Origin of the sequence: Gluconacetobacter dulcium, assembly GCF_014174165.1 — a bacterium.
GTDB classification, from domain to species: domain Bacteria; phylum Pseudomonadota; class Alphaproteobacteria; order Acetobacterales; family Acetobacteraceae; genus Gluconacetobacter; species Gluconacetobacter dulcium.
In genome coordinates, this window is sequence record NZ_JABEQN010000021.1 from 51330 (window position 1) to 78321 (window position 26992).

The 26992-nt window shown below is 61.8% G+C and carries 21 protein-coding genes; 5 read left to right on the forward strand and 16 right to left on the reverse strand.

Translation table 11 applies throughout. The features are described 5' to 3' along the window. Window positions 1-342: 342 nt before the first annotated feature. From HLH25_RS15485 to HLH25_RS15535, 12 genes are all read right to left on the reverse strand, one after another. On the reverse strand, window positions 343-1395 hold the full coding sequence (locus tag HLH25_RS15485; RefSeq protein ID WP_375288986.1) for a DMT family transporter: 1053 nt from the start codon (window positions 1393-1395) through the stop codon (window positions 343-345). Between the two features lie 153 nt (window positions 1396-1548). Further along, a complete protein-coding gene (locus HLH25_RS15490) occupies window positions 1549-3984 on the reverse strand; it encodes a TonB-dependent receptor (protein WP_220791845.1) in 2436 nt (811 codons plus the stop codon). Between the two features lie 130 nt (window positions 3985-4114). Continuing rightward, window positions 4115-4735, reverse strand: coding sequence for a response regulator transcription factor (locus HLH25_RS15495; RefSeq protein WP_182974930.1), 621 nt, complete (start codon window positions 4733-4735; stop codon window positions 4115-4117). Continuing rightward, a complete protein-coding gene (locus tag HLH25_RS15500) occupies window positions 4735-5784 on the reverse strand; it encodes a sensor histidine kinase (RefSeq protein WP_182974931.1) in 1050 nt (349 codons plus the stop codon). The genes HLH25_RS15495 and HLH25_RS15500 overlap by 1 nt, the downstream gene beginning before the upstream one ends. Before the next feature lie 29 nt (window positions 5785-5813). After that, window positions 5814-6545 (reverse strand): MgtC/SapB family protein, encoded by a 732-nt coding sequence (locus HLH25_RS15505; RefSeq protein WP_182974932.1) that lies wholly within the window; start codon window positions 6543-6545, stop codon window positions 5814-5816. Window positions 6546-6590: 45 nt separating this feature from the next. Beyond that, window positions 6591-9494, reverse strand: coding sequence for a magnesium-translocating P-type ATPase (gene mgtA, locus HLH25_RS15510; RefSeq protein ID WP_182974933.1), 2904 nt, complete (start codon window positions 9492-9494; stop codon window positions 6591-6593). 290 nt (window positions 9495-9784) lie between these two features. Continuing rightward, window positions 9785-9982, reverse strand: coding sequence for a hypothetical protein (locus tag HLH25_RS15515; protein WP_182974934.1), 198 nt, complete (start codon window positions 9980-9982; stop codon window positions 9785-9787). A 506-nt stretch (window positions 9983-10488) separates the two neighbouring features. After that, window positions 10489-11733, reverse strand: coding sequence for a PepSY-associated TM helix domain-containing protein (locus HLH25_RS15520; protein ID WP_182974949.1), 1245 nt, complete (start codon window positions 11731-11733; stop codon window positions 10489-10491). 8 nt (window positions 11734-11741) lie between these two features. Continuing rightward, window positions 11742-12653, reverse strand: a complete 912-nt coding sequence (locus HLH25_RS20355; protein WP_246402550.1) for a TonB-dependent siderophore receptor — start codon at window positions 12651-12653, stop codon at window positions 11742-11744. A 53-nt stretch (window positions 12654-12706) separates the two neighbouring features. Further along, window positions 12707-14368, reverse strand: coding sequence for a TonB-dependent siderophore receptor (locus HLH25_RS20360; protein ID WP_246402554.1), 1662 nt, complete (start codon window positions 14366-14368; stop codon window positions 12707-12709). Window positions 14369-14513: 145 nt separating this feature from the next. After that, entirely contained in the window at window positions 14514-15485 is a 972-nt protein-coding gene (locus HLH25_RS15530; RefSeq protein WP_182974935.1) for a FecR family protein, read from the reverse strand. A gap of 130 nt (window positions 15486-15615) precedes the next feature. Next, the gene (locus HLH25_RS15535; RefSeq protein ID WP_182974936.1) at window positions 15616-16143 is read right to left on the reverse strand and encodes an RNA polymerase sigma factor; all 528 of its coding nucleotides are present in this window, start codon (window positions 16141-16143) and stop codon (window positions 15616-15618) included. A 582-nt stretch (window positions 16144-16725) separates the two neighbouring features. Here HLH25_RS15535 and HLH25_RS15540 point away from each other — a divergent pair. The 4 genes from HLH25_RS15540 to HLH25_RS15555 all read left to right on the forward strand — a co-directional run bounded on the left by HLH25_RS15540 (window position 16726) and on the right by HLH25_RS15555 (window position 19750). Then, window positions 16726-17130, forward strand: a complete 405-nt coding sequence (locus tag HLH25_RS15540; RefSeq protein ID WP_220791846.1) for a CidA/LrgA family protein — start codon at window positions 16726-16728, stop codon at window positions 17128-17130. Then, window positions 17127-17846: an LrgB family protein gene (locus tag HLH25_RS15545; RefSeq protein ID WP_182974937.1), complete on the forward strand. Its 720-nt coding sequence runs from the start codon at window positions 17127-17129 to the stop codon at window positions 17844-17846. Before HLH25_RS15540 ends, HLH25_RS15545 begins: the two co-directional genes overlap by 4 nt. A 97-nt stretch (window positions 17847-17943) precedes the next feature. Beyond that, window positions 17944-18543, forward strand: a complete 600-nt coding sequence (locus HLH25_RS15550; protein WP_182974938.1) for a TetR/AcrR family transcriptional regulator — start codon at window positions 17944-17946, stop codon at window positions 18541-18543. 49 nt (window positions 18544-18592) lie between these two features. Continuing rightward, window positions 18593-19750, forward strand: coding sequence for an iron-containing alcohol dehydrogenase (locus tag HLH25_RS15555; protein ID WP_182974939.1), 1158 nt, complete (start codon window positions 18593-18595; stop codon window positions 19748-19750). Here the strand turns inward: HLH25_RS15555 and HLH25_RS15560 are convergent. Next, complete coding sequence (locus HLH25_RS15560) at window positions 19747-21225, reverse strand: peptide MFS transporter (RefSeq protein ID WP_182974940.1); 1479 nt, start codon at window positions 21223-21225, stop codon at window positions 19747-19749. The genes HLH25_RS15555 and HLH25_RS15560 overlap by 4 nt on opposite strands. 236 nt (window positions 21226-21461) lie before the next feature. Between HLH25_RS15560 and HLH25_RS15565 the strand changes: the two genes are divergently transcribed. Further along, window positions 21462-22376, forward strand: a complete 915-nt coding sequence (locus HLH25_RS15565) for an alpha/beta hydrolase family protein (RefSeq protein ID WP_182974941.1) — start codon at window positions 21462-21464, stop codon at window positions 22374-22376. Between the two features lie 66 nt (window positions 22377-22442). On the opposite strand, the gene HLH25_RS15570 is transcribed toward HLH25_RS15565, so the two are convergent. From HLH25_RS15570 to HLH25_RS15580, 3 genes are all read right to left on the reverse strand, one after another. Next, a complete protein-coding gene (locus HLH25_RS15570; RefSeq protein WP_182977199.1) occupies window positions 22443-24026 on the reverse strand; it encodes a methyl-accepting chemotaxis protein in 1584 nt (527 codons plus the stop codon). Window positions 24027-24313: 287 nt separating this feature from the next. After that, window positions 24314-25177: a polyphosphate kinase 2 gene (ppk2, locus tag HLH25_RS15575; RefSeq protein WP_375288987.1), complete on the reverse strand. Its 864-nt coding sequence runs from the start codon at window positions 25175-25177 to the stop codon at window positions 24314-24316. A gap of 157 nt (window positions 25178-25334) precedes the next feature. After that, window positions 25335-26804, reverse strand: a complete 1470-nt coding sequence (locus HLH25_RS15580) for a carbohydrate porin (protein WP_182974943.1) — start codon at window positions 26802-26804, stop codon at window positions 25335-25337. Between the last annotated feature and the right edge of the window lie 188 nt (window positions 26805-26992).

Consider the following 26992-nt stretch of genomic DNA (forward strand, 5'->3'; position numbering starts at 1 on the left):
CGCCGGGGCGCTGGACAGAAGCGCCTCGTCCCCCTCGCCCTCGCAGCCGCGCCCTGACGCCCCATCCATGCCGGAGCCGCCGGGCACGCCTACGACGCGGGCGGGCAAGCTGGACGCGGGTCGCATCGGCTGTGCGCCGCTGGGCAAGAGCACGCTGAACCGGCTGGAACAGGGGCGTGCGGAGGGACGGCAGGATTCACGGCCGTGTCATCGTCACCATCCAGAAATGATGCCTGATCCATTGGATGAATTTTATCAGAGCCGTTATAGCGACCCGCGCACAGGACGTGGCGCGACGCGGCCCGCCCACGCGGCAGACTGACTTTTCAAACCGGGCCTCCGTCAGCGGGCGTGACCGTGCCGGTGATGCAAATCGGGATAATGAGGGTGGCGATGCGTCATGGGCGCATGGCGATGGAAATGCGTATGCGGCTCACCGGACGGATCGTCCGGCCCGTGTTCGTGCTGGTGGTGGATGTCATGCACATGGCGGTGCGCATGCCCCATGGCCTCGTGGGTATGCTCATGATCGTGCCGTTCCGCGAGATGCAAAAAGAGGCCGACCCCCATCAACAGCGCCGCCACCACAAGGTGCCCCGTCACGGGTTCGCCGAGCAGCAGCACCGCCACAACCGCGCCGATGAATGGCGCGCTGGAAAAATAGGCGCCCGCCCGCCCCGCGCCGAGATGGCGCAGCGCCAGAACGAACATCACCAGACTGACGCCGTAGCCGAGGAACCCGATCGCGCCAGCCGCCGCGATCGCCGGCAGCGGCGGCAGCGTCGCGCCATGGGCAAGGGCCAGCACCAGATTGACCGAACCCGCCGCCAGCCCCTTGACCATGGCGATCTGCACCGGATCGGCGGCGGAAAGCTTGCGGGTCAGGTTGTTGTCGATGCCCCAGGCGACACACGCGCCCACGATGGCAAGCGCCCCCATGCCGAAATCGCCCGGCCCGCCCTGCCACGACAGGACGACCGCCCCCGCGAGGATCGCGAAAGCCCCCAGCAGAAGACGCCGATCGACGGCTTCGCGAAACACCACCCACGCGATCCCCATCGTCGCCAGCCCCTCGACATTGAGCAGCAGCGCCGCCGTCGAGGCCGCACTCTGCGCGAGCCCGATCATCAGCAGCACCGGGCCGATCACGCCGCCCGCCAGTACGACCAGCGCCAGCCAGAACAGGTCGCCGCGCGCCAGCGGTGCCTCGCGCGGAACCGCCCCCGCGACCCGCCCGATCATATGATACAGACCCAGGCCGATCCCGGAGCCGAGATAAAGCAGCCCGGCCAGCAGCCATGGATCGACCCCGTCACCGAGCAGCAGCTTGGCCAGCGGCGTGCCCGCACCGAACAGCAGGGCCGAGATCAGGGCAATGACGGGTCCATTTTTCAAGTTCAGCCTCCTTCGGCCTGGCGAAGCATGTCGTGCGCCTGCGGCCCCGCCCGACAGGCTATTCCGATGACGCCCCTACTCTCGCGATCGTTCCCAAGTCTGCGTCATTCAGGATTACCCGATCGATCACGCGTAAAAATACAGAACCACCTTCTAGAATTTCGTCCCTATGGAGAAAAGAGCCTGGCGGGGGGCCGCGCGCTGCATCGTCTGCTTGTCGCCTGAAAACGGGAACCCGTCGACTCCGATATTCCCGATCATTTTCTCGTTTAATATATTGTAAACGTCGAAGCGGAATTTCAGCCCCGGAATATTTCCATGCTTCGGCAACTCGTAGGACAGGAAAGCCGTCGTGTTGAAGTAGTTTCTGGCCCTGAGATCGTTTTGGTAATTGGTCTGCTGGTCGAGATAGACCGTGGCGGTCGCTCCGGCCTGGAACTGATGATAATGGAACAGCAAGCTGCTGAGAAGCGAGATGGCCGGATAGCCGGGTTGCGCTTTTCCGCGAAGGGGAAAGACCGTATCGCCGACATTCAGGTCTCCGCCGTAGGAAAAGCGGCTGACCGACAGGCTCTGGTTCAGGGTGAGATAATGTCCGACCGGCAGGGCGACAGCCGCGTCTCCGCCCCAGATATGCGACGCGGGGATCGAGGCGACAGTGTTGATCGGGGCGTGAAGATCGCCCACCGAGGCCGCGATCAGCCGATTCTCGATCAGGCTGAAATAAGCGTCATAGGAAATCCGCAGACGACCACGTCGATGATGTCCGCCGATCGTAACCGTCGTGTCTCTTTCCGGCTTGATATCGCGCGTCGCTTCGTCGAACGTGGATTGATCCGCCGCGGTCCATGCGGACGCGCCGTATCCGAGATTCCCGCGCGGGAACACGTTATACGCGCCCTGGGTCTGCGCGGCATCGACGAAGAAATCGTCTTGCCGTGTTGGTCTGTACAACAGGGAAAGATGCGGTAGAAACCCGTTTCTGGACCGCAGCGTGCCATACGGTGCCGGCACGTCGTCGTTCCCGATGCCGCCCCCGGTGGTCGAAAAATCGACCGCCTTGAACCCCATGCCCAATGTCAGTTCCGGGCGAAGATGCCAGTCATCATGCAGATAGATCTGACGTGAAGATGTTTTCCACGCCGACATGTTCTCGACCTGGAAGGCCGGTCCATATGATGTGAAAGGTCCAACCGCAAGAAGGGGCTTTCCTTCCCCGAGCAACGGTTCATTGTACCATGACCCCGCAGCCCGCGACGACGCGGATTCCTCCCACAGCCCGGCGGAGAGCGCATGGTCGGCAATCTGATAGGCCAGCTCGGCAGTCCCCCCGAAGCGCCGGACCTGCGAATGCCAGACCTGCTCCGAAAACGGCGCGCCGGTTTCGGAAGGGGTGGTAGGGTCCGAGACGGAAGCATCGGTATAGGTGCTGGCGCCGTAGAACAGGATGTTTCCGCTCAGGGCGTGCGTGATATTGAAATGGTGGCGGAGCGAGCCCAGCCAGTCCTGAGAAACCTGACCGCTATCATACGGGATCAGCACCGCCCGATCCCCACAGAGATAGGGGCCGCAGGCGTTCGCCGCGCCGGCGCCCGCCTGATAATAGGCAAGGGGATAGTTCGGATAAAGGTAGTCGGACCCCCGCCAGCCGAGCTTCGAGATCATGTCGTTCGACAGGTCGTTATAACCCCAGACCTGCGCGTCGGACACCGCGAGAAACGCCGAGAAATCGCCCCAGGACACGTCCTGCGTGACTTTCACGTTGCCTCGAATCATATATTGCGTGCCACCGCCCTCATATTTGTCTTTGGAGATGCGCTGGAAGCCCGCAAGAATTTTCGGCCCGTATGCGCCGATCTGGCCGGTATTGCCCGTCACAGTGGTGACGTACGTCTGATTGCTGCCGACCGACTGGGTGATATCCGCATTTGCCCTGTCGGCCGGGTTCTCAAGCGAATATCGCAGTTCGCCGCCTCTGCTGGTGCTGGAAAAAGCACTCTCGCGCGATGTGCCCGGCGAGACATAAATCGAACCGATCAGGTCCGGCACGCCGATATTGTTGACATTGTTTCCGGTCAACGTGGTGAAACTGACATCGTTGAGGGGAATGCCTTCGAACATGATCCCGAGTTCGTTCATGTGGAACCCGCGCATGAACAGGCTCGCATCGGACTCGTCGAGGCCATAGGCATCGCTCGACACATAGGAAACGCCGGGCGTCGTTGCCAGAAGGGAAAGCGGGTTCGCACCGGTGAGCGCCGTCGCCCAGTCGCTCCTGGTCAGCAGCGTACCGTTGGGATGAATCACGCGGTGCCGGTCGCTCTGGACGACGATGGCTTCGGGATCGGCATTCTTCGTCACCGGCACGCTTCTTCGGGCAGGCGCCACCTGCCTCGTCACGGCCGGCCGCGCATGGTCCTTGGGGTCGTGATGCCCGCCCGGCCGGCCTGGCGTCTCCGCCGACGCCGGCGGGAGCAGGCCCACGGAAAGCAGTGTCGCCCCCATCAGGCCGACAGCGCGATGAGCGGAACTGGGCCGCACGCCATGTCTTTGTCCCTCGCGCGGGAAGCGTTCCGCGCGGCGCGTCATATGCATCAATCCGGCCTCCGTTCAAGATGGGGCCAGAAACCACATTCTTTTTCAGACCGGCAATGTTGCGTTCATATTCAGAAAATATACTTTAGTATAATACATCCATACGTTATCTTTTGTTGAATTTTCATGACAGGCCGTCAAGGTCGAGTTTGCCCGTAAGCCTGACCAGATCGGGCAGGGTCCGTGCATCCATCTTGCGCATGGCCTGGGCGCGACGGACCTTTACAGTAATCTCGCTGACATCGAGCACGGAGGCGATCTGCTTGTTCAACAGGCCCTGCACCACCAGTCGCGCGACCTCCTGCTCTCCCGCCGAAAGCGAGGCCCAGCGCGCGCGCACCATCTCGCTTTCGGCGACGGCCCGGCGACGGTCGCGATCCTTTCCAATTCCGTTCTGGATCGCATCCAGCAGGGTCTGGTCATTGAACGGCTTCGTCAGGAACTCGATCGCCCCGTGCTTGATGGCGTCCACGCCCATCGTGATATCGCCGTGCCCGGTGATGAAGACGACCGGCAGCGCGATCCCGAGCCCGGCCATGCGCCGATGGAAGTCGATGCCGCTCTGGCCCGGCATACGCACGTCCAGTACCAGGCAGCCCGGCGCGTCCTCCATCCCGTGCGCCAGAAACGCCGTGGTGGAATCGAAGGTAAGAACCCTGATCCCGACCGATGCAAGCAGGTCGTCCAGCGCCGCGCGGACGGAGCTGTCATCGTCGATCACATAGACGACGCATGGGCCGGTCATCAGCTTTTCTCCTGCTGCACGGCCGGAACGGTGAAGCGGAAGGTCGCGCCCCCCGTCTCCACCGGTTCCGCCGAAATCTCCCCGCCATTGGCCTCGACGAGCGTGCGGCTGATGCTCAGCCCGATCCCCATGCCGTCTTCCTTGGTCGTCCAGAACGCCTCGAAGAGATGGTCGCGGATACCGGCCGGAATGCCGATGCCGGAATCGCGGATAGACAGCCCGACCATGCCGCCCGCGACCTCCGACACCATATGGATCGTGCGCGCGCGGGCCGGGCCGGCGGCGATGGCCTCGATGGCATTGAGCAGAAGATTGCCGATCACCTGCTGGACCTGAACCCGATCGGCGCGCACCGCCGGCAGGTCGGGCGCAAGGTCCAGCACCAGCTCGATGCCATGACGCTCGATCTCGCCGCGAGACACGCCGACGACCTCCCCCACCGCATCGTTGAAGGCGAAGACGGTCCTGCTGGGCGGCTCGCCCCTGGTCAGGCTGCGGACGCGGGCGACGATGGCGCTGGCCCGGCCCGCGTCCCGCACGATCCGGTCGAGCGCCTGCCTGGCCCGGTCGAGATTCGGCGGGTCATGCGCCAGCCAGTGGCCGCAGGCATTGCCGCTGGTAACGATGGCGGCCAGCGGCTGGTTGATCTCGTGCGCGATGGAGGTGGTGAGCCCTTCCAGGCTTTTGATGCGCGCGATCCGCACCAGCTTCGCGTGGGCGTCCTGCGCCGCCTGCCGCGCCGCGTCCATCTTGAGGATCAGCCACGCCGTCATGACGATCGCGGCGATGCTGACGCCCATATTGGCCAGACCGATGGGCATGTTGCCTTTCGGCGTCAGCGCGAAGCTCAACACGGTCAGCGCGACGCAGAACGCCGAGAGCCGGATCAGCGCCCGGCGGCCCAGAAACGGCGCGGCGTTCAGAACGACCATGGCATAGAAGACCGCGGCCGCGACCTCGTAATTCGTGGCCGTGTCCACGGCGAACAGCGCGGCCATGACCCCCGCCAGAAGGGCCAGCCGGAGCCCGAGGCGAAGCCGTGCCCGCATCCGCTCCATCCCTTTCGCGTCACATCCCGTCACGTCTCGTCACGGGCGTTCCAGAATGCCTGCCGCACACCGGGCAACCGTTCCACCTTCTCGACCGCGTCGTCCAGTTCCTCGACATTGACGGCGGTGGGGAAGAGCGTCAGTTCGATCTCCATCTCGTCCTGACCCAGCGGATGCCCGTCCACCTGGCGGACCGGGTAGCCGGTATCGTCGAGGATGCCGAGAATATTCTCCCGGATGTCCGCGCTCAAAGTCCGGTCGCAGATCACATACACCACATACAGGGCCTCGCTGCTCGCCTCGCTGAACGGGCGGCGGTTGATCCGGTTGACCAGCGGCCGCAGCAGGGTGTTGCTGGCCAGCACGAAGAAGGCGGCGATCGACGCCTCGCCCAGCAGGCCCGCGCCCGCGCAGGCACCGACCGCGCCCGACCCCCACAGCGTGGCCGCCGTGTTCAGGCCGGAAACGCTGGCCCCTTCCTTCATGATCGCGCCCGCGCCGAGAAAGCCGATGCCCGAGACGACATAGGCGACGACGGTGATGGGCGTCTGCGATCCATGGTCGATGTCGAACAGGCGCGCACCCAGCGACACGAAGATCGCCGCGCCGACGGAGACCAGCGTGTTGGTCCGCAACCCGGCGGTGCGCTGGCGCAACTGGCGTTCGACGCCGATCAGGGCACCGAGGACGAAGGCCGCCGCAAGCTCGACGAGCGTGGTCGCGAGCGACGACAGGCTGCTGAAATGAAGGGCAAGGGTCACAGATCGGGACTCCAGAGGGCGAGCGGACTCCGCCCATGCGGTCACTTACCAGCCGAACCGGCGGATATAGAGTGTCTTCATCGCGGTGGTCAGGACCGCATACCCCAGGACCATGCCGACCAGCCAGGGATAATAGGCCGGCGGCAGCGGCTGAAGCCCGAAAGACCCGGCCAGCGGGCTGACCGGCAGGGCGATGCCGGCGGCGGCGATCAGCACGGTCATCAGCATCAGCGGCCACGCCGCGCGGCTGTCGATGAAGGGCCGTTTCGGCGTGCGGATCATATGGACGATCAGCGTCTGCGTCAGCAGCCCTTCCACGAACCAGCCGGACTGGAACAGCGATTGCCGGGCCAGGCTGTTCGCGCCGAAGGCATGCCACATCAGCACGAACGTCGCGATATCGAAAACCGAGCTGACGGGGCCGAAGAAGATCATGAACCGCCCGATATCCCGTGGATTCCATTTCAGCGGCCGGGCAACCAGCGCGCGGTCCACGCTGTCGAAGGGAATGGCGGTCTGCGAGAGGTCGTAGAGCAGGTTCTGCACCAGCAATTGCAGCGGCAGCATCGGCAGAAACGGCAGGAAGGCACTGCCGGCCAGGACCGAAAAGACGTTGCCGAAATTCGAGCTCGCCGTCATGCGGATATATTTGAGCATGTTGCAGAAGGTCCTGCGCCCTTCCAGCACGCCTTCCTCCAGCACCATCAGGCTTTTTTCCAGCAGGATGATGTCGGCGGCTTCCTTGGCGATATCCACGCCGGTATCGACCGAAATGCCGATATCCGCGGCGCGCAGGGCCGCCGCGTCGTTGATCCCGTCGCCCATGAAGCCCACGACATGGCCGCCGTCGCGCAGCGCTCGGACGATGCGTTCCTTGTGCTGGGGGGTAAGGCGGGCGAAAATCCGGTGCTTGCCGACCGCGTGCGCCAGCACGCTGTCGCTCATGCTGTCGATCTGCGGCCCGGTCAGGAAGCGCGCATGCCCAAACCCGACCTGGGCACAGACCTGCGCGGTGACAAGCTCGCTGTCACCCGTCAGGACCTTGACCTCCACGCCGTGCGCCGCCAGCGCGCGCAGGGCCGGCGCCGTCGTCTCCTTCGGCGGATCGAGGAAGGCGATATAGCCGACGAGCGTCAGACCGGCCTCGTCCTTCACCGAATAGACCGCCTGCGCGGCGGGCATCTCGCGTATTGCAACGGCGACCACGCGCAGCCCCTGCCGGTTCAGGTCCCGCGTCACCGCATGCAGCCGCTCCAGCATGTCGTCGTCGAGCGGCTGCGGCGCCGCATTCTCGCCATCCGCGATCCACGCGCACGCGGCCAGCATTTCCGCGACCGCGCCCTTGCAGATCAGCACGGGAGGATTGCTGCCTTCCGCCACGATGACCGACATGCGCCGACGCACGAAATCGAAGGGAATTTCGTCAACCTTGCGCCAGTCCCGCGCGTCGGGCGCCGCATGGACCAACGCAACATCGTCCAGCATAACATCGCCTGACGGACCATCGCCTGACGGACCATCGTCCGACGGAACGTCACCCGACATGACATCGCCCGGCGTGGCATGACCCGGCGTGGCATGACCCTGCGCGACATGCTCCAGCACCGCGCGGTCCAGCAGGTTCCTAAGCCCGGTCTGGTAGAAACTGTTGAGCCACGCATAGCGCAGCACGGTATCGGAGGGCGTACCGAACGCATCGGTGTGCCGCGCCAGCGCGATCCGATCCTGTGTGATCGTGCCGGTCTTGTCGGTGCAGAGCACGTCCATCGCGCCGAAATTCTGGATCGCGTCCAGGCGCTTGACGATCACTTTCCTGCGCGAGAGCGTCACCGCGCCCCTGGCGAGGGTGGAGGTCACGATCATCGGCAGCATTTCGGGCGTCAGCCCGACCGCGACCGACAGCGCGAACAGCGACGCCTCGACCCAGTCGCCCTTCGTCAGCCCGTTGATGAGCAGCACCACCGGCGCCATGACGAGGGCGAAGCGGATCAGCAGCCAACTGACGCCGTTCACGCCGGCTTCGAACGCCGTCTGGGTGCGGTCTGTCGCCGAGACGCGGGCCGACAGCGCGCCGAAACAGGTGCGCGCACCGGTCGCGACCACCAGCACGGTGGCCGAGCCGGAAACGACATTGGTGCCCATGAACACGAGGTTCGGCGTCTCGAAGACGGAGGTAAAAGGCCGGTCGATCTCGGCGAATTTCTCCACCGGCAGCGATTCCCCCGTCATCGCGCCCTGCGAGACGAACAGATCCCTGGCCGTCAGCACCCGGCAATCGGCCGGGATCATGTCGCCGGCGGACAGGATGACATGATCGCCCGGCACCAGTTGGCTGATCGGCAGTTCGACCGATGCGGCCGGCGGGGCCGGGTGCAGATGCACGCCGAAATACCGCGCGCCGATGGCCACGGCCGCCGCGTCGGGCGCCCGACGCCGGATGACGGTCGCGGTATTGCTCACCATGGCCTTCAGCCGTTCGGCGGCCCGGTTGGAGCGCCCTTCCTGCACGAAGCGCAGCAGCGTGCTCAGCACCACCATCGTCCCGATGACCACCGCCGCCTTCAGGTCCTGCGTCAGGACGGAGATGAAGGCGAGCACCGTGAGCAGCAGATTGAACGGGTTGCCGTAGCAGTGCCACAGATGCCGCCAGGCCGGCAGGGGCTTTTCGTGCTCCACCTCGTTGGGGCCGAAGCGTTCCCGGCGGGCTTCGGCCTCCGTGCCGGTCAGCCCGTCCGCATAGGAATGCAGGCGCGCGATCGCCGCCGGAACATCGTCGGTCGCGACCTGGCGCATGGTCCTGGACTCGTATCGCAACGGTGCCTGCCGGTCTCCGCTACCCAGCCTGTTCAGGCTTTCGAGGATCGCCTGGCGCCGGAAATGGCGGTGCGTATGCCGCCGTGTCAGGAACAGGCTGAACAGGGTCCGCAGAAAAGTCTCGAAGCCGTTCATGATGAAACACTCCCCATGGCGAGGGTCGGGGTGCCGCGAGAGACAGGCAAAGCGCGGCGGCATGGCAGCGGTCAGGACCGCCGCCATGCGTGCCGCGCGGAATCGTCAGGCTGGGCACGGAGGATATGAAAGAATAACCAGACGGGCATCGTCAGGAAATCCGCGTCATTTTCCTGATTCCCGGCCACGTCGCAAGCCGTTATTGCCCGACTTCAGACAGAAATGAGTATGCCGAAAATATACCAAAGTATAATATTTCTCTCCACGTCCCCGGCCACCGCCCGACCGGGTCATCCTCCCCTCACCACCCGTGCCATGATGTCGCCGATGATGACGGAGAATCGTTTTCCGCCATGCCCGCTACCGGAACATGAGATGTTCAGACCCAGGATTTGAAAGGTAATGTTGCGGACGGCCAGTTCCATCGGTCCGATGCTGATCCCATCCGTGCGGGCAAGGAATCTCCACCCCACCCAGATCAGCCCCACCCACGCGGTTCCCCGCCGCCAGACGATCATCCAGCAGCGGGCGATATGGCAGTCGCCAGAAACTGGCAGAGCCGGTCCCGTGTCAAAGGGCCGAACGGGCCGGGAACGCGGGGTAACGGCGTGTCGGGCTCCGCCATGAGACGGAACAGAAAAAAGCGATAAAATCAGAACAAAAAAGGAATTTTTCGTATTCCATTGTAATGTAGGGTCCGATATCCGGCGATGCTCCACAAGGTCGCTGTCAGGATATCGGCCTCATGAATGTTGCAGGACCGCCCTACGCATCTTGGGCAGTGTTACCCGACGCGTTTGGCATGGGTCACCCCATGGATAACACCGGGAGCAACCCCCATTCCTTGCATCTGGCCTGCCCCACGACTTCGGCATGGGAAATTCTATCAGAGCATTAATTTTTTTTGAAAAACGCGCTGTATTTTTATGGCGTCGCATTTCGTCGTTTGCGCGCGGTGGTGCCCATTGCCCCCCTCCCCGGGAAAAATCCTGCATCACCTTCCCTCCGCAGCTGAACACGGAGAAGAAGCAGAAACCCGCTCTGCATCGAGATCGAAGCCGAGCGCGCGCAGGCGAGCGTCGGTGCCGATCTTCCGCTTGCCCGCCCACAGCACCACGCCGCTGACGAGAACAGCAATCACGACCAGATCGAGCAGCGCCCAAAGGATCTTGAGCGGCATCCCGCCGTAATCGCCGAAATGCAGCGGGCGGGAAATCTCAAGGAAGCGCAGATACCACGGCATCGGATAGGCCCCGGTCAGTTCGCCGGTGCGGGCATCGACCAGCACCGGCGTGAACATCCTTGCCCGCAGCGGGGTCGCACCACGGGTCCACAGCACGTAATGCACCGGACTACCGAAGGACGCGCCAGGGAAGGACAGACCAGTCACCTCGTTGCCGGGCGCCGCCTTGGCTGCCGTGTCAAAAGCGGCCTGCACGGACGACAGATGATCCTGCGACGGCACGGGCAGTTTGGCGTAGGGGCGCAAAATCTGCCGCACATCCGTCACCCGCCACAGGCCGAACAATGGCGTCTGGAGTTCGTTGACCACCCCGGTAAAACCCACCACCGTCGCCCAGACCAGCGTGGCGGCCCCCAGCAGATTATGCAGATCCAGCCATGTCAGGCGCGCGGCACGGCCCCGCCGGACCGCGCCAAACGGCAGGCGCTTCATGAACCGGCCATACAGCACCATGCCGGAGATCAAAGAGGCCACGAAGAGCAATCCCATGAGGCCCACGAACAGCGCACCCGGCAAGCCTGCGAAAAGGTTGATATGCAGCGCGATTGCGGTGGAAAGAAGCAGATCAACCCACCTCCGCGACCGGGGCATATCCGCTGGGCGCGATTGCTTCACAACCTTAGCCGTCCGGGCGTCGAACTTGATCCAGTGACCAGAACGGCGGTCGGGATGATTTTTGTCGTCCTTGAGCGCTTGCCACGACGGCGCCATGGACACCAGCACGGCCGGTTCGTCATCGTCGGGGGCGACATTCGTGACGATCTGTCCCGGATACATCGCCCGCGCCTTCGCCATGATGACGTCAAGATTGGCGTTCGGCGTGCCGGGTGACAAAACCTCATAAGGCGGATCGTCCTCATCGACAAACCTGTCGAAAATCTCCTCGGCGAACAGGATCGGCAGACCGGTCACGCACACCACAAGCAGGAACAACGTGCAGATCAGGCTGACCCATTTATGAAAGACGAACCAACGGCGAAGCGTCGTATTAGTCATCGTACATTTCACCAGTTGTAAGACAGATTACCATAAGCGCGGCGGCCCTGCCCTATGAAGCATTCTGAATTGCCAGCACAGGATGTCACATAATATTTGTTGGTCAGGTTCGAAACGGCGAGTTGCGCCTGCAACCCCCTGAGAGTGGGAAACATGTGGCCGAAATCATAATGCATCCCGATATCGAAAAGATGATAGGCCGGGACCTTGAAGCTGTTAACCGCGTCGTTGTACGTAAATCCGATAAAGCGCACACCACCATTGATTGAAAAGCCGGGAAGGATTCCGTTGGGCAATCTGTAATCAGCAAATATGTTGAACATGTTCCGAGGCACGCCTTGGACGTACTTCCCTTTCTCCGAGGCCGATGGGCCATAACTACCGTCTGGAAGCTGCGTTAGGCTCGTGAGATTTGTGCTGGCATAAGTCATTTCGCTATATGAATAAGATGCGATTAAGCGAATATCCCGTGTGACATTAGCGTTAGCGGATACTTCAAAGCCTTTGGCATTCACCCGCCCGGCGTCGGCGGAAGAGTTCGGGTGTTGGGTGTCCGTGACAAGATAATGATTCTCGTCGATGTCATAAGCAGCCCCCGTGATCAGGATATCTCGTCCAGGAACCTTGTATTTTAATCCGACTTCTTTTTGGCTTCCCGTCAATGGCGCGAAGGCTTTACCTTGATAGTCCGTTCCGGTCTGCGGAATAAAAGACGTCGAATAACTGAAATATGGCGAAAGACCGAAATCGAAATTGTATATCAGTCCCGCTCTCCACGTAAACTTCTGTTGTGCGCCTGGATATGTAGAGTAATTCCCTGATCTTGACGAAATTGTGTGATTTTTGTTTTCATTATTATAACTTACATATCTTCCTGTATAATCTACCCAATCCTGGCGCCCACCAAGCAGAATCGACAATCCCTTCCACTTGATTTGATCTTGGAAATATATTCCTTCTTGAAATTGATTGTTTAAATAGTATGTTTTTCTACATAGCAGTTTTTATTTTTTAAGTCCTGACACGGATAATACTCATTATGGGGTGAGAAAATATCCACAAGGATAACTGAATTATCACCGGGATATCCATTGTACCCCGGCGTATCGTCGTAAATAGTTGATGTATTACTTTTATATTTACGAAAATCAGATCCGACAACCCATGTGTTGTTAATAGGTCCGATATCAAATTTCCCGTGAAAGCGCGCATCCATTCCAATGGTTACATTTTTTCTTTGAAAATCATAAGAATAAAGTTTAGCAATACGATTTGTCTTCATGCCAATAGAAAGCAGAGATTGCTCACGGTTTTTAGATTCTTCCCAACGGAAAGTCTGATTGAACTCGACGAACCGATTGAAGCGATGATGGAACTGGTATTCGAACATCGCATCTCGAGCGGAGTCAGTATTGAAGTCCGGATTTCCTATAAATCGACTACGGGGAACCCGACCATAAGGGCTGGAGAAAAGCGTACCTTCAACAGGAAATTCCTGATAGTTGCTTCCCATGCCTGGGGTATAAAGATAGCTTCCAAGCAGGGTAAGAGACGTTTTTTTATCTATATCCCACGCAACAGAAGGAAGAACCCCGACTCGTTTATAAGCAATATGATCAGCTTGCGTGTCCTGGGTCACGCCGATGGCCGCAATGCGATAACGCAGATTACCAGACTTCGTGATCTTATCGCTGTAATCGAACGTCGCTTCGTAGCGATTCCAGTTGCCGAAGCCGAGTGAAACATTATGAAGGGGCGTTTCCGTTGGCTTTTTCAGGTCCATTGCGAGCATGCCACCCGGAGTGGTCTGCCCGTACATGACAGAGGCCGGACCGTTCACGGCCTCAATCCGTTCCAGAAAGGCAGTTTCCCCCGCGCTAAAGGACTGGGACATCAGCCCATCGACGAATTGAGCGCTTGAGAAGCCACGCTGCTTAATACCACCACTATTACTCCAAGCCGCCCCTTGGCTATAAGTTCCCAACTGCTCGGCATAAATGCCGGGCATGTAGCGCAACGCCTCCTGGACGGTTTGGGCCTGCTGATCAAGCATCAATTGCTTTGTGATAACATAGATCGAGTTCGGAATTTCCGTTATCGGCGTGTCGGTTTTTGTTCCTGCCATCGTGTTTTCGGCAACGTATCCAACACCCGGTCCTGTAGGATCCTGATGCGCGGCAGATCCGCCGACCCGGACCGGACCAAGCGTGATGGTGGACACTTTCGTCAGCACGACGGTATTGCCGTTGAGTCGGTAAGTCAGGCCCGTTCCGCTCAGGATTTGTGCCAGCGCCGCACTCACTGACGTGGTACCAGAAATCGCAGAAGAACGTAGTCCATCGCTTAACTGTGTGCCGTAGGCGAGTTGCGTGCCCGTCGCGTTCGACAACGCGACAAGTGCCGACGACAGTTTTTGAGCAGGAATATTCAATGTGAATTTCCGCTCAACACTCGCCGTGGAGGCAGGGCTATCGGCTGATGCCGCCTTGACAGGGACAATGGCGACGGATGCGAGCGCCGTTGTCAGGCCGAGCATGCGCATCAGGGAAAGTGTCACGAGGGGCGCTCGGATCGCGCGTTCCCTGGCATTTACGGAGAGCAGATCGACACCGGCCGTCGCGATCTTGGGATGCATGGTTTTTTACCGTCGTCCTTGCGTAAGGGGCAATGCCCGCCGTCATGTGCAAATGCGAAAAAATCGCACCTATTGTTAAAGACGGACGACGAACGGCACTGGTCGGCGGTAAAGCGTTTTTTCCGTGATTTTTTTGGATGCCCGGTCAGCTTGCGGCGGACAGGGTGACAAGCCAGGGCGTGAAATGCCGGACGCGCAGGTGAAGCGAGCCTGCCAGGGTCTCAATCGCGGCGTCAGGATTGCGGGCATCGAGCGCGGCTGTCACCGGAAGGTCGCGTAATCGGGAGTCCGTGATGAAAATGCGGCCCCGTCGATAGCGCGAAAGCTCTGTCGTAAGGTCAGCCAACCTCATACCATCGGCGACAATGCGTCCATTTCGCCAACCGAGGATGGACGCCGTGTCCACCGCCAGCGGCCCCAGCGTTTCGCCCGGCGCGCAACGCATCTGCTGGCCCGCCGTCAGCACGATGCCTCCCAGGGGTGGCGTGACAGTCAGTTCATGCTCAATGGCTGTCACCAAAGTGGCGTCACCCAGACGGTTCACGTCAAAGACGGCACCCGCTGTCTGCGTGACCGCAGGGCCGGCATCCACGATGAATGGCCGCGAGGGGTCGTGCCGGGCGGTGAACAGCGCCTCTCCGTCATGGAGGGTAATCCGCCGGGCCTGCGGTGACCATGAAACGGAGATGGCCGAACTGCGGGCAAGTTCCACCAGCGAACCATCCGCCAGGGTTACGGTTTTGCCTGCCCGCGTGCCCGTCCTGTAGTCGGCAAAGACTTCGGGATGCGTCCGAAGATAGCTGCCGCCAGATGCCACCCCGACGACCGCGGCGGCGGCTCCGGTTATCATACGGCGACGGGTCACCCGGAATGAACCAGCGTCATTTGCGGCGACAGGCTTTTCCTTCGTCGGAGTGGGTGTCAGTGCCGGAGCGAGGTCATCAAGGCGAGACCACATGCCCGTTGCCCGCTCCCAGGCCTGTTTTTCCCGATCTCCCTGATTGAGCCATGACGTGAAGTCGTGTTTCTCGTCTTCCGTGACATCGGCATCATTCAGGACCATGAGCCACTGGCGCGCTTCCTGCCGGATCTGGGCATCGGATTTGGGGTGCGTCATCGTGTGCGTGGTCTTTCTGGATATCCGGCAACGATCTTGTGGACCGTATCCGCCCAGCCACAGAGGTGGCGTGAATGGCCCTCTATACAGAAAGACGGATGACGAGCGAGAAGGGGAAAAGAAACCGGAATTATTTTTCGGGCGCGCCGGATGGTGGTTCCAGCGCATCTTCCACGGCGGTCAGGGCAGCCATCATATGGCTCATGACCATATGCCGGGTCATCCCAAGCCTCTCCCCGATCTTATGGTAGGAAAGCCCCTCAAACTTGGCGAGCATGAAAATCTCGCGACTGCGTGGAGGAAGCGTATCGAGCACCGCGCGCAGGCGTTCGATCTGGTCGCGCTGGATCGTCGCATCTTCAGGCGAAACGGTTTCGGCGATGACATGTTCGGTCCGGGCGTCGTCGGCCTGCACCTCGATGCCGTGGCGGGCGCGCCGCAGATGGTCGATCGCCAGATTGGTGGCAATCCGATACAGGTATTTGGCGGGGTTATCCGGCATGATGGTGCAGCCGCCCCGTGCGATCCTGACCCACACGTCCTGGGTAAGGTCTTCGGCAAGTTCACGATTGCCCAGTTTCTGAAGCAGGAAGCGTAACAGGCCGGGTCTCTGCTCCGAGAATATTTCCGGCCAGGTTCTGGAACCGGAACCCGTCATGTTCAGCTACCTTCCCTCCGCGCATGCCGTTCGTAGACACGCAGAATCGCATATTAATAATAATGCGAACAAATCTCAATATGCGACATGCCCCAGCGCGTATGCGTATTCCAAAGGTCAGTCTCGTGGCATGACCCGCATGGTGCGTTGGGCGTGGGTTTCCAGCAAGGTCGCTTTTACGTCCTCATAAAGTCGAGGAGGGATGAAGCCATATGCGAACGGATCATTTTGCCCCGGCAGACGGCGAAGATCAAAGCCGGACCAGTCGGCCTGATTGACTTCGTTGACGACAATCCATGATCATGCGCCATTCAGGCCGAAATGCTGTTTGACCCATCGAGGCATTTCCCCGGCGGCAGCATCAGGGGCAGGCGGCGTGTGAATGACGGCGGCAACTGTCACGCGGGTTGCCCTGCCGTCCGTTTTCTCTACCGCCAGAACGATGACTCAGGGTCGATGCGTGCGGCCGTCTTTCCCTCGCCTGATGCGTCATGCCGCATGCGGCGGCCTCCGCTGTCGCATTTTCGCGATCATGTTGTTATTCCCTCCAGGACCGGTCCTCCTGTGAGAGGACCAGCACCAATGGAGACCGCGATGCCATCGGCGATGCTCATCCTTGTCGGATGCCAACTTCTGGGGGAATTGCTGCGCACCACGTTTCACCTCCCGGTACCCGGCCCGGTCATCGGCATGTTCCTGCTGACCCTGGCACTCGGCGTCCGTGCAAAGCGGGTCGGCCAGGCCATCACGCCCGCACCGCTGAAGCCGGTGGCCGAAGGTTTGATCGCCAATATGGGCCTGCTGTTCGTGCCCGCCGGCGTCGGAATCATCGCCGAGGCCGGTGTGATCCGCAAGGAATGGCTGCCCATCATCGTCGCCGTAGCCGGTTCGACCATCCTCAGCCTCATTGTAACCGCGTTGGTCATGCACTGGACCCTTCCGCGAACGCCCGCAAACCCCGCCGAGCGTGAAGGAAGCATGTCATGAACGCCGCGCTCCATCATCTCTGGACGCCACTCTCAGCCACTCCGCTGTTGTGGATGGTGGTCACGCTGGGGGCCTATGTCATCGGCCGCCAGGTCCAGAAGGCATGTGGAGGGTCCCCCTTCGCCAGCCCGGTACTGATCGCGATCCTGATCGTGGCGGCGACCCTGCTGGGCACCGACACGTCCTACGACACCTATTTCGCCGGCGCGCAATTCATCCATTTCCTGCTCGGCCCGGTCACGGTGGCACTGGCCGTGCCGCTGGCCGAGAATTTCGCACTGGTCCGCCGCCACCTCTCCAGCATCGGCCTCGCCCTGCTGGCCGGGTCGCTCACTTCGGTCCTCAGCGGCGTGGGTCTCGTCTGGCTCCTGGGCGGTTCGCGCAGCGTCGCGCTGTCCATGGCCCCCAAGGCCGTCACCACGCCAATCGCCATGGCGGTATCCGGCCAGATCGGTGGCGTGCCCGCCCTCACCGCGTCCCTGGCAATCCTGGGCGGCATCCTGGCGGCCATCATCGGCCGGCATATGCTGGTGCGTTTCCAGATCGCCGACTGGCGCGCGCACGGCCTCGCCGCAGGCGTCGCCGGCAGCGGCATCGCGGCGGCCCAGGTCGCAGCCCTCGATGAAGTCGGGGCCGCCTTCGCCGCGCTCGGCATCGGGCTGAACGCCCTGCTGACCGCCGTGCTGGTCCCGCTGCTGGCCACCCTGTGGCGTTGAACGCTGGCCGAACATGCGCGCGGGCAACACCCCAGCGCGCATTTCATAAAGCGACAATCCACTAGCCGACCGGTCTAATCCCGTATAGCCTCGCCGCATGAACGCAGCCTCCGTCCATCACGATGTCCGCCGCCATATCCTCGATACGGCGCGCCCGATCATCGGCAGCAAGGGCTTCTCGGCGGTCGGGCTGAACGAGATCCTCGTCGCGGCAGAGATCCCCAAAGGCTCGTTCTATCATTACTTCGCGTCGAAGGAGGCTTTCGGCGAAGCGCTGCTGGAACAGTATTTCACAGCCTATCTCGCCCGCATCGACGCGCTGCTTGACCAGCAGGACGGCACCGCCGGCCAACGTTTCATGACCTACTGGGTCCAATGGCGCGACGCCCATGTGGCCGGCACGGTCCACGACCATTGCCTGGCCGTAAAACTCGGCGCCGAGGTCTGCGACCTGTCAGAGCGGATGCGCCTTATCCTGCAGGACGGCGCCACCGCCGTGGTCGACCGGCTGGCCCGTTTCATCGCGGCCGGCCAGCAGGACGGCTCGCTGCCCGCGATGCAGGATGCCCGTCCGTTGGCGGCATCCCTCTACCAGCTCTGGCTGGGGGCGACGCTGCTGGCAAAATTCACGCGCGACCGTCACCCGTTCGACGCCGCCATGGCAACCACCCGCCGCCTGCTCGGCCTGCCCGCCTGACCTGACGTTCCGCCGGACGGGCTCCCCGGCCCGGCGGCAAGGAGACACCATGCAGAATTTCGAATTCTACAATCCCACCCGGATCATCTTCGGCAAGGACACGATCGCCCAGCTTGCCGACCATGTTCCGGCCAAGGCACGCGTCCTGGTCCTGTATGGCGGCTCCAGCGCCGAAAAGAACGGCACGCTGGCCGAAGTCCGCGCTGCCCTCGGTGCGCGCACGGTGCGCGAATTCGGCGGCATCGAAGCCAACCCCACCTACGAGACCCTGATGCGCGCGGTCGCGACCATCCGTGCGGAGGGGCTGGATTTCCTGCTGGCGGTCGGCGGTGGATCGGTGATCGACGGCACCAAATTCGTCGCCGCCGCCGTCAATGACAAAGGCGACGCCTGGAACATCCTGCGCACCCATGGCAGCGACGTCAGCGAAGCCCTGCCGTTCGGCAGCGTCCTGACATTGCCGGCCACCGGGTCGGAAATGAACAGTTTCAGCGTCATTTCCCGTACGGAGACGAAGGAGAAGCTCGCCTTCGGCAGCCCCCATGTCTTCCCGCGCTTCTCGGTGCTGGACCCGACCAAGACCTACACCCTGCCGGTACGGCAGGTCGCCAACGGCGTGGCCGATGCCTTCACGCATGTCATGGAACAATACCTGACCTACCCGGCCGGCGGCATGGCGCAGGACCGTTTCGCCGAGGGACTGCTGCTGAGCCTGGTCGAAATCGGGCCGCAGGTCATCGCCAACCCGCATGATTACGACCTGCGCGCGAACCTGATGTGGATCGCGACCCTGGCGCTGAACGGCCTGATCGGCGCCGGCGTGCCGCAGGACTGGGCGACGCACATGATCGGTCATGAACTGACGGCCCGCCACGACATCGACCACGCCCGCACGCTTGCCATCGTCCTGCCGTCCATGCTGCGGGTCCGCAAGGAGGCCAAACGCGGCAAGCTGCTGCAATACGCCGAACGCGTCTGGAACCTGCGCGACGGCACCGAGGACGAACGGATCGAGAGCGCGATCGAACGCACGCGCGCGTTCTTCGAAAGCCTGGACATCCCCACCCGCCTGTCCGCCTACGGTCTCGGCACCGAGACGATCGACGGCGTGATCGAGCAGCTCGAACAGCACGGCATGACCGCCATGGGCGAACACCAGGACATCACGCTGGACGTCAGCCGCCGCGTTCTGGAAGCCAGCCTCTAAACGCCCACATGCTCACGGTCCCATCGTCGCGTAAGCGGTAGCAACGCCGCGAACAGGACCGTGATCACACCGGCAGCGATGGCCAGGGTCAGAAACAGGCCGGCATACGCCTCGGCCCCCGCCGCAGGCTGCGCGGGGGCACCGGCCGCCAAATTGGCGACCATGCTGCCCACATACATCGCCACCCCCATCGACAGCAGATACGACCCCATCATGAATCCGCCCATCGCGGCCGGTACATAGCGCGCAATCACCGCCAGCCCCAGCCCGCCGACCAGCAGTTCGCCCACGGCCAGCGCGCCATAGGCTGCGATCATGAACCAGGGTGACACCAGCCCCGCCCCGCCCGAGAGCGCACCCAGCCACCAGATCACGAACGCCAGCGTCACCAGGCTGTAGCCCACGACGAATTTCCGCGCGATCGGCAGGTCGCGCCCCTGCCGGGCAAAACGCCGATAGAGAAAGGCCAGGATCGGGCTGGCACTCATGATCCAGATCGGGTTAAGGGCCTGGAACTGACCGGCCGACATATGAAAAAGCGTCACCCCGCCCAACGTCACATCGCCGCGCACCGCACGCAGGGCGAACAGGGTCAGCGAGGTCGCCATCTGCTGGTAGAACACGAAATAGAGCATGCCCTGGATCGAGAGCATATAGGCCATCCGCAACCCCGGCCGCTGCGCCGGCGCGGCACGACGATAGATCAGGGTCCACATGACCAGAACCGCCAGTGCGGCCAGCCACACGCAATCCCGCGCCAGGGCGGGGCGGTCCAGAATCAGATGCAGCCCCGAAATGGCCGCCACGACGCCCAACAGCAGAGAAGCCACCGGCCCTGCCGCCAATGGCGCGAAATCAGGCGCCGAGCCAACATGACGCAGCCGGCCGCGCAAGGCGGTATAGACGCACAGACCAAACAGAAGCCCGGCGGAACAGGTGGCAAATGACACGGCCGGCCCGAAATGGTCCTGCAACAGGGGCGTCAGCAGGATCGACGCGGTCGAACCGACATTGACGGCCATGTAATAGAGCGTAAACGCGGAATCGAGCGCCGCATCGTCGCCTTCATAGATCCGGCGGACCAGATTGGCGGCATTGGGCTTGAAGAATCCGTTGCCGGTCGCGATCAGCGCCATGGCCACCGTCATCAGCCCGACATGAACCGTCGCCACCGCCAGCGCGGCATAACCGCCCATCATGCAAGTGGCCCCAAGCAGCATCGCCCGACGCGACCCCAGCACCCGATCCCCCAGCCAGCCGCCGACCACCGGCAGGGCGTAGGCCATGGCTGCGAAAGCCCCCATCAGCAGATTCGCCCGCGCATCCGCCATGCCGAGCTGCCGCACCATGAACAGCAACAGCACGGCCTGCATGCCGTAGTAACCGAACCGCTCCCACAATTCGATCGCGACCACGACAGCGAAGGATGAAGACCGCGTGGGCCGCGACGAAACGGAAGAAAGTTCAGACGGCATGCGTTTCCTGACAGATGACTAAAACGGGTCATAGATTTCCGTTTTCAATAGACTGTTCATCCAGCCGGACAAGCGCAAACGTTGCGCAGGCGGGCGAAAGCGGGGCGCGCCCATTCGGCGCGGAAACGCGGACAATGCACCACCGCCACTGGCCGGCCCCGTCCGATCTCGGCATGTTGGCCCCAACCGGAACGACAGGCCGGATCGCCCCACGGCACGACGAGAAAGGATCAGGGATGGAACAGAGCCAAGCCGGGGCACAGGGCCCCACCCGGCACGCGGTGGGCTATCGTGGCTTGACGATCCATGACGGGGTGCAGGATGCAGATATCCCCCTGGCGATCCTCTATCCCACTACCGGCATACCGCGCCCATGCCGCTTCGGCCCCTACCACTTACCCCTCGCCGAAGGAGCGATAGAGGGGCATGACCGCCCACTGATCGTGCTCTCTCACGGCAATGGCGGGTCGCCCTGGGTCTATCGCGATCTGGCAATGGCGCTTGCCGCGCGCGGCTTCGTGATCGCCATGCCGAAACATCCCGGCAACAGCCTGAACGACGACGCGCTGGCCCGCACGCTGGCCAATCTGGAAAACCGTCCCCGCCATGTCTGCCTGAGCATAGCCGCCGCCTTCGCAGACCCAATAGTAGGTCCAGCCCTGCGGCCCGGGCGCGTGGCACTGATCGGTCACTCCCTGGGCACCTACACTGTGCTGGCGGCAGCGGGCGGCCAGCCCTGGAGCGGCGGCCGCGGCCCTGACGACCCGCCGCGCCGCATCGCGGTCACGCACGACCGGCGGGTGCATGCGCTGGTGCTGCTGGCACCCGCCACCGGATGGTTCCGCGCCCCCGCCGCCCTGTCGGCAATCCACTGCCCGATCCTGATGCGCACAGCCGCCGAAGACGACGTTACCCCGCCGGCTTTGGCCGATATCGTAATGCAGGGCGTCCCCGATCCGGCGCTGGTCGATAACCGCTGCGTCCCCGGCGCGGGGCATTTCTCGTTTCTCAGCCCCTTCCCCGCGAACATGGTCCGCCCGGATTTTCCGCCGTCACAGGACCCGCCGGGCTTCAACCGCACGACCTTTCAGCACGTCATGGCGGAAGAGATCGGCACCTTCCTGCACCGGACGATGCCGGGCCAGCCATAAACATAAGCATAAGCGTAACCGTCATCCCCGGTAATACCGATATCGGCGGCCCGGCGCCGCGCCGGCTCACTCCGTCCGGATCAACGCCAGCCTGGGTTTCTGCCGCGCGAACACGGGCCGCATCTCGCCTGCCGACAGGGTGAACCCCGCGACCATCCGTGTCAGTTCGTCGGATGTCGCCACCAGATTGCGCACTGCCGAGGCACTCGCCTCGGCGACGGCGGCGTTCTTCTGGGTCGTCTGCTCCAGGCCACCCATGGCAATATTCAATTGGCTGATGCCGGCCGATTGTTCCTGCGTCGAAGCCGAAATGGTCGACATGACATCATTGATCTGCTGCACCTGCGACATGATGCGCCGCAACGCATCGCCCGCCTCATGCACCAACGCCACCCCAGCTTTCACCTGTCCGCCCGAGAGATTGATCAACGCGGAGATTTCGCGGCCTGCATCGGCCGAACGCTGCGCCAGCGCACGGACCTCGCTGGCGACCACGGCGAAGCCACGGCCGACATCCCCCGCCCGAGCCGCCTCGACACTGGCATTGAGGGCCAGAATATTGGTCTGGAATGCAATCTCGTTGATGATCCTGATAATGCCCGCCATTTCCTGCGAGGACTTCTCGATCTCCGAAATCGCCTTGATCGTGCCATGCACCACGCTACCCGCATGCTCGGCATCGTCGCGCGCTATGTTGGCCATCTGGCTGGCCTTCAGCGTCTCCTCGGCCGTTCTCGTGATCCGTTGCGTGATCTGACCCAGCGCCGCCGACATTTCCTCCTGCGTCGCGGCCTGCTGCTCGCTGCGGCGGGACAGGTTTTCAGCCCCCTGGCGGATTCCGTCGGCATTCGACACAATATTCGTCGCATTCACCGCAATCTTGCCCAGACTCTGTTCCAGCGTTTCGGCTGTCTGGTTGAAATGCGCCTTCAGCGCATCCAGTCGCTCCGGGATCCGGCCGCCTTCGATGCGATGGGTCAGATCACCATTGGCCAGCGCCGTCAGCGCATTGCCGATGATCTCGATCACCTCGCGATCCTCCTGGGCACGGCGATCCTGTTCCGCCTGCATCTCGACGCGCGCCTTGTCGATGTCGGCCAAATAGGACGATATCGTTAGGTCGATCTCCATCAGCACCGCCTTGCACAGGCTGCCGATCGTCTCCCCCACATTCTGCGACACCCGTGACGAGGTCCGGGAGAAAAAACCGCCCTGCGACAGCATGTCGTTAATCAGGGACTGGACGAGATGATTGAGGATGATCCCGTAGCCACCGATATACAGGCTCGGATCCAGCCCGATGCGGGCATGCACCGAACCGATTGCCCGGACCTTCTTCACATATTCGTCGTCGAACCGAGCGCCAGAAATCCGTTTCCAATGCATCTTCTGAGCATGTTTGGCGTGCTCGATCTGCAATTCGGAAGAAAAGAAGCTCAGGGCTTTCGGGGTCCGGCGAACCTGAGCATAGAATTTCTCAAGGGCGGGCGACACTTCCCGGTCAATAATAGCCTGAACAGATCGGATAGAACGAAAGTCATTTTCGTTCATCTCAACGAAATTTTGCCTGGACTTAAATTCAGACAGATCATGATTGTTCATAATTATTTCTCTATTATTCAATACTTGAGAGCCGCCGGAAACGAGCATTCCATTTGGACCCCCATAAATTTAATATTTATATAACGGGAATCGTTTTAGGTTATATCGTCCTGTTCTTTTTTCCTTCGGGAAAGAATCTCTCCCGTCCCTCCATAGGGGAGCGCCATGCTATTGATGAATGGCTTTCTTCAAAACTCTTTTGTCACAGGACGCTGGCCTGCGTTCTTAAGGAAGAAACCCAACAGCAGGTACAGGGGCATGCAAAATCGCTCCAGGCTTTCGGAGCAGCGCAAACGCGGGGGCCTGTGGATCTCCCCCGCATCCGGCGTATCGCGTCAGTAGCGCGACGGAACGATCATGGCGTCCGGGGTCGGCTGCCGCTCATAGTCGGGATGATGAACGCGCTCAGGCAACACCACGTCCGGCTTCGGCACCGGCCCATAGGGCACAAGCGAGAGCAGGTGAGCGATGCAATTCAGGCGCGCGCGCTTCTTGTCCACCGCCTGCACCACCCACCAGGGGGCTTCGTCAATGCTGGAACGCTCGAGCATCGTCTCCTTCACGCGGGTATAATCTTCCCAACGGCGGCGGCTTTCCAGATCCATCGGGCTGAGTTTCCACTGCTTCAGCGGATCTTCGATCCGCGCGCGGAAACGGGCCTCCTGTTCGTCATCGGTGATTGAGAACCAGAACTTGACGATCTGGATGCCGCTGCGGACAAGCATGCGCTCGAACTCGGGCACCGAACGGAAGAACTCCTCGTATTCATCTTCGGTGCAGAAGCCCATGACACGCTCGACACCGGCACGGTTGTACCAGCTCCGGTCGAACAGAACGATCTCACCCGCCGCCGGCAAATGGGCCACGTATCGCTGGAAATACCATTGCGTGCGCTCACGGTCGCTGGGGGCCGGCAAGGCGGCAACGCGACACAGGCGCGGATTCAGGCGCTGGGTGATCCGCTTGATTGCACCACCCTTGCCGGCGGCGTCCCGTCCCTCGAAGATCACGACCAGACGATGGCCTGTCGTTTTCACCCAGTCCTGCAACTTGATCAGTTCGCCCTGAAGACGAACCAGTTCGCGGAAATAAACGCGTCGGAACGCGCGATCGGCTGCATCGAGTTCCCCCCCGATGGCCTCTTCCTCCAGAGTAAGTTCGAACTCCTCGTCCAGATCGTCGATGAGTTCGCGGCGCATCTGCACACGCTCACGTTCCTCCGCTGAAAGGCTGTTCAGATCCTCATCGTCCATTGTCGCTGCCTCCTCGCCGCGCGCCATGCGCCGCATTCGCCGGAATAGGATTTCCCACAGACAAACACCTTGAAATTTTCATGAAATCCACAGCGTCAGCTTCTCAGAACGTAGTGGTCATGTTCACACCCAGCACGACACCGTTGTCGATCGACCGGCCGGTCTCCGGGTTGAACGATGTACCGCCGACATGCCAGAAATACTGAAAATCCGGTTGGACGATAAGATACGGCGTCACGGCCGCCTGATAGGTCGCCTCGATATGCTGTTCGGGCTTCAGCGCGCCGGCCAGACTGGTGCCCAGACGCACGGCGTCGTGCGCGTTCCCGATCGCCCTGCTACCGTAAAATCCAGTTCCCCAGGCAAGACCGATCGTATCGTCGGTGCGGCCCGGAACCAGGCCGTCTAACGTCAAGCCCCCCTGTATTTCGGTCGAATACCGATTACGCAAGCCGTCATTCGCGGTGGCGCGCATGAACAGGCTGATCGTCTTGCTCGATCCCGGCACGGCCCGCCAGATCATCTGGTCGGCCACCACGTACATCATCCAGTTATCGTGATGATAGAGGGGCTGACCTGTGCTGTCCGGCGAGGCCAGCAGGCCGCCGTGACTGTCGTATCGCTGATCGGGGAACCGCCCGGTGTCGTATAGCCCGCCGAGCTTCCACGTCCCTGGCAGGCTTGGCGCACCCTTACCAGCAATCCAGAGGGCGAGATCGGCTGAAAACTGGGCTTCACCGATGAACAGCGTGCCGCCGCTGGTCGAAAACGCCGTACCCGAGGGGTCGCGCTGCGTGGGTGCCTCATTGCTGTAGAACGGGCCGCGCGTCGGGTTGTCGTCGGTGACGGCACCCATCAGCACCAATGGGGCAATCGGTGCCCATTTCGCCCGCACTCCCAGAGCGGAGAATGGCCAGGATGGCCCTCCGGAATACAGGTTGCTGGACGTGGAGAGCGGCCAGCCGAAACTGGAATTAAGGAAGAACGAGGCATTCTGGCTGACGAGAAATTCCGTATCAAGGTCGATCGACCCAACGCGGACATCCAGCCGGTTTGCAAAGAACCCTTGACCGTACCAGAGTTCGAACAGCCGGGTCGAACGCCCCACATCGTAGCCGCTGACGGCATTCACCGCCCCCAGCCGCTCGCTCGTCAGAGATCGGCCGCGGATCTGCAACGCGCTGACATTCAGTAACCCGTTGGGCCACCCGAAGCCCCGCTGGGTGTCGAACATCACGGTCATGGCGGTCATGCCGTCATAAGTAGGACCGGGGTGAAGGCCACCGGCGGCCAGGCCCCATAATTCCTCGACATCCTGCATGTTGATCCGGATGCCGTGACGGGCCAGCCAGGGTCGCGCCCCGGCCGCCTCGCCCAGAAGCTCGCTACCGGTGTCTTCGGGAGGCTGCACTTCCATCGGCGTCGGCGGGGGCAGCGGCACACCCGAGGGCAGAATATCGGTTACCTGCGGCGTGGTGGCGGCCAGAACACCGCCACCTGCCGTCAGGGGACAAATCATGGCCAGAACACCCGCCATACGGCACAGAACCGAAGGGGGTAATCTGACCGTCATGGCCTCGGATCAGAAGACATGCCTCAGAATGAAGAAGAGTAAGCCACTGATCAACATGGCGGCAGGCAGGGTGATCACCCCAATACTGTTCACTTAGAGTGATAATCTGCTAGGTTCTCTCCGATGGGAGGGAAGCGGCATGGCGCGAATAGCAGCGGCGTTCGATGGAGACGCGGGAATTGGTGATC

Excerpts from the sequence above, each read along its gene's own strand:
- HLH25_RS15490 (WP_220791845.1), bottom strand. The coding sequence starts at position 3,984 with ATGACGCGCCGCGCGGAACGCTTCCCGCGCGAGGGACAAAGACATGGC.
- HLH25_RS15495 (WP_182974930.1), bottom strand. The coding sequence starts at position 4,735 with ATGACCGGCCCATGCGTCGTCTATGTGATCGACGATGACAGCTCCGTC.
- HLH25_RS15500 (WP_182974931.1), bottom strand. The coding sequence starts at position 5,784 with ATGCGGGCACGGCTTCGCCTCGGGCTCCGGCTGGCCCTTCTGGCGGGG.
- mgtA (WP_182974933.1), bottom strand. The coding sequence starts at position 9,494 with ATGAACGGCTTCGAGACTTTTCTGCGGACCCTGTTCAGCCTGTTCCTG.
- HLH25_RS15520 (WP_182974949.1), bottom strand. The coding sequence starts at position 11,733 with ATGACTAATACGACGCTTCGCCGTTGGTTCGTCTTTCATAAATGGGTC.
- HLH25_RS20360 (WP_246402554.1), bottom strand. The coding sequence starts at position 14,368 with ATGCATCCCAAGATCGCGACGGCCGGTGTCGATCTGCTCTCCGTAAAT.
- HLH25_RS15530 (WP_182974935.1), bottom strand. The coding sequence starts at position 15,485 with ATGACGCACCCCAAATCCGATGCCCAGATCCGGCAGGAAGCGCGCCAG.
- HLH25_RS15535 (WP_182974936.1), bottom strand. The coding sequence starts at position 16,143 with ATGACGGGTTCCGGTTCCAGAACCTGGCCGGAAATATTCTCGGAGCAG.
- HLH25_RS15540 (WP_220791846.1), top strand. The coding sequence starts at position 16,726 with ATGGAGACCGCGATGCCATCGGCGATGCTCATCCTTGTCGGATGCCAA.
- HLH25_RS15545 (WP_182974937.1), top strand. The coding sequence starts at position 17,127 with ATGAACGCCGCGCTCCATCATCTCTGGACGCCACTCTCAGCCACTCCG.
- HLH25_RS15550 (WP_182974938.1), top strand. The coding sequence starts at position 17,944 with ATGAACGCAGCCTCCGTCCATCACGATGTCCGCCGCCATATCCTCGAT.
- HLH25_RS15555 (WP_182974939.1), top strand. The coding sequence starts at position 18,593 with ATGCAGAATTTCGAATTCTACAATCCCACCCGGATCATCTTCGGCAAG.
- HLH25_RS15560 (WP_182974940.1), bottom strand. The coding sequence starts at position 21,225 with ATGCCGTCTGAACTTTCTTCCGTTTCGTCGCGGCCCACGCGGTCTTCA.
- HLH25_RS15565 (WP_182974941.1), top strand. The coding sequence starts at position 21,462 with ATGGAACAGAGCCAAGCCGGGGCACAGGGCCCCACCCGGCACGCGGTG.
- HLH25_RS15570 (WP_182977199.1), bottom strand. The coding sequence starts at position 24,026 with ATGCTCGTTTCCGGCGGCTCTCAAGTATTGAATAATAGAGAAATAATT.
- ppk2 (WP_375288987.1), bottom strand. The coding sequence starts at position 25,177 with ATGCGCCGCGAACTCATCGACGATCTGGACGAGGAGTTCGAACTTACT.
- HLH25_RS15580 (WP_182974943.1), bottom strand. The coding sequence starts at position 26,804 with ATGACGGTCAGATTACCCCCTTCGGTTCTGTGCCGTATGGCGGGTGTT.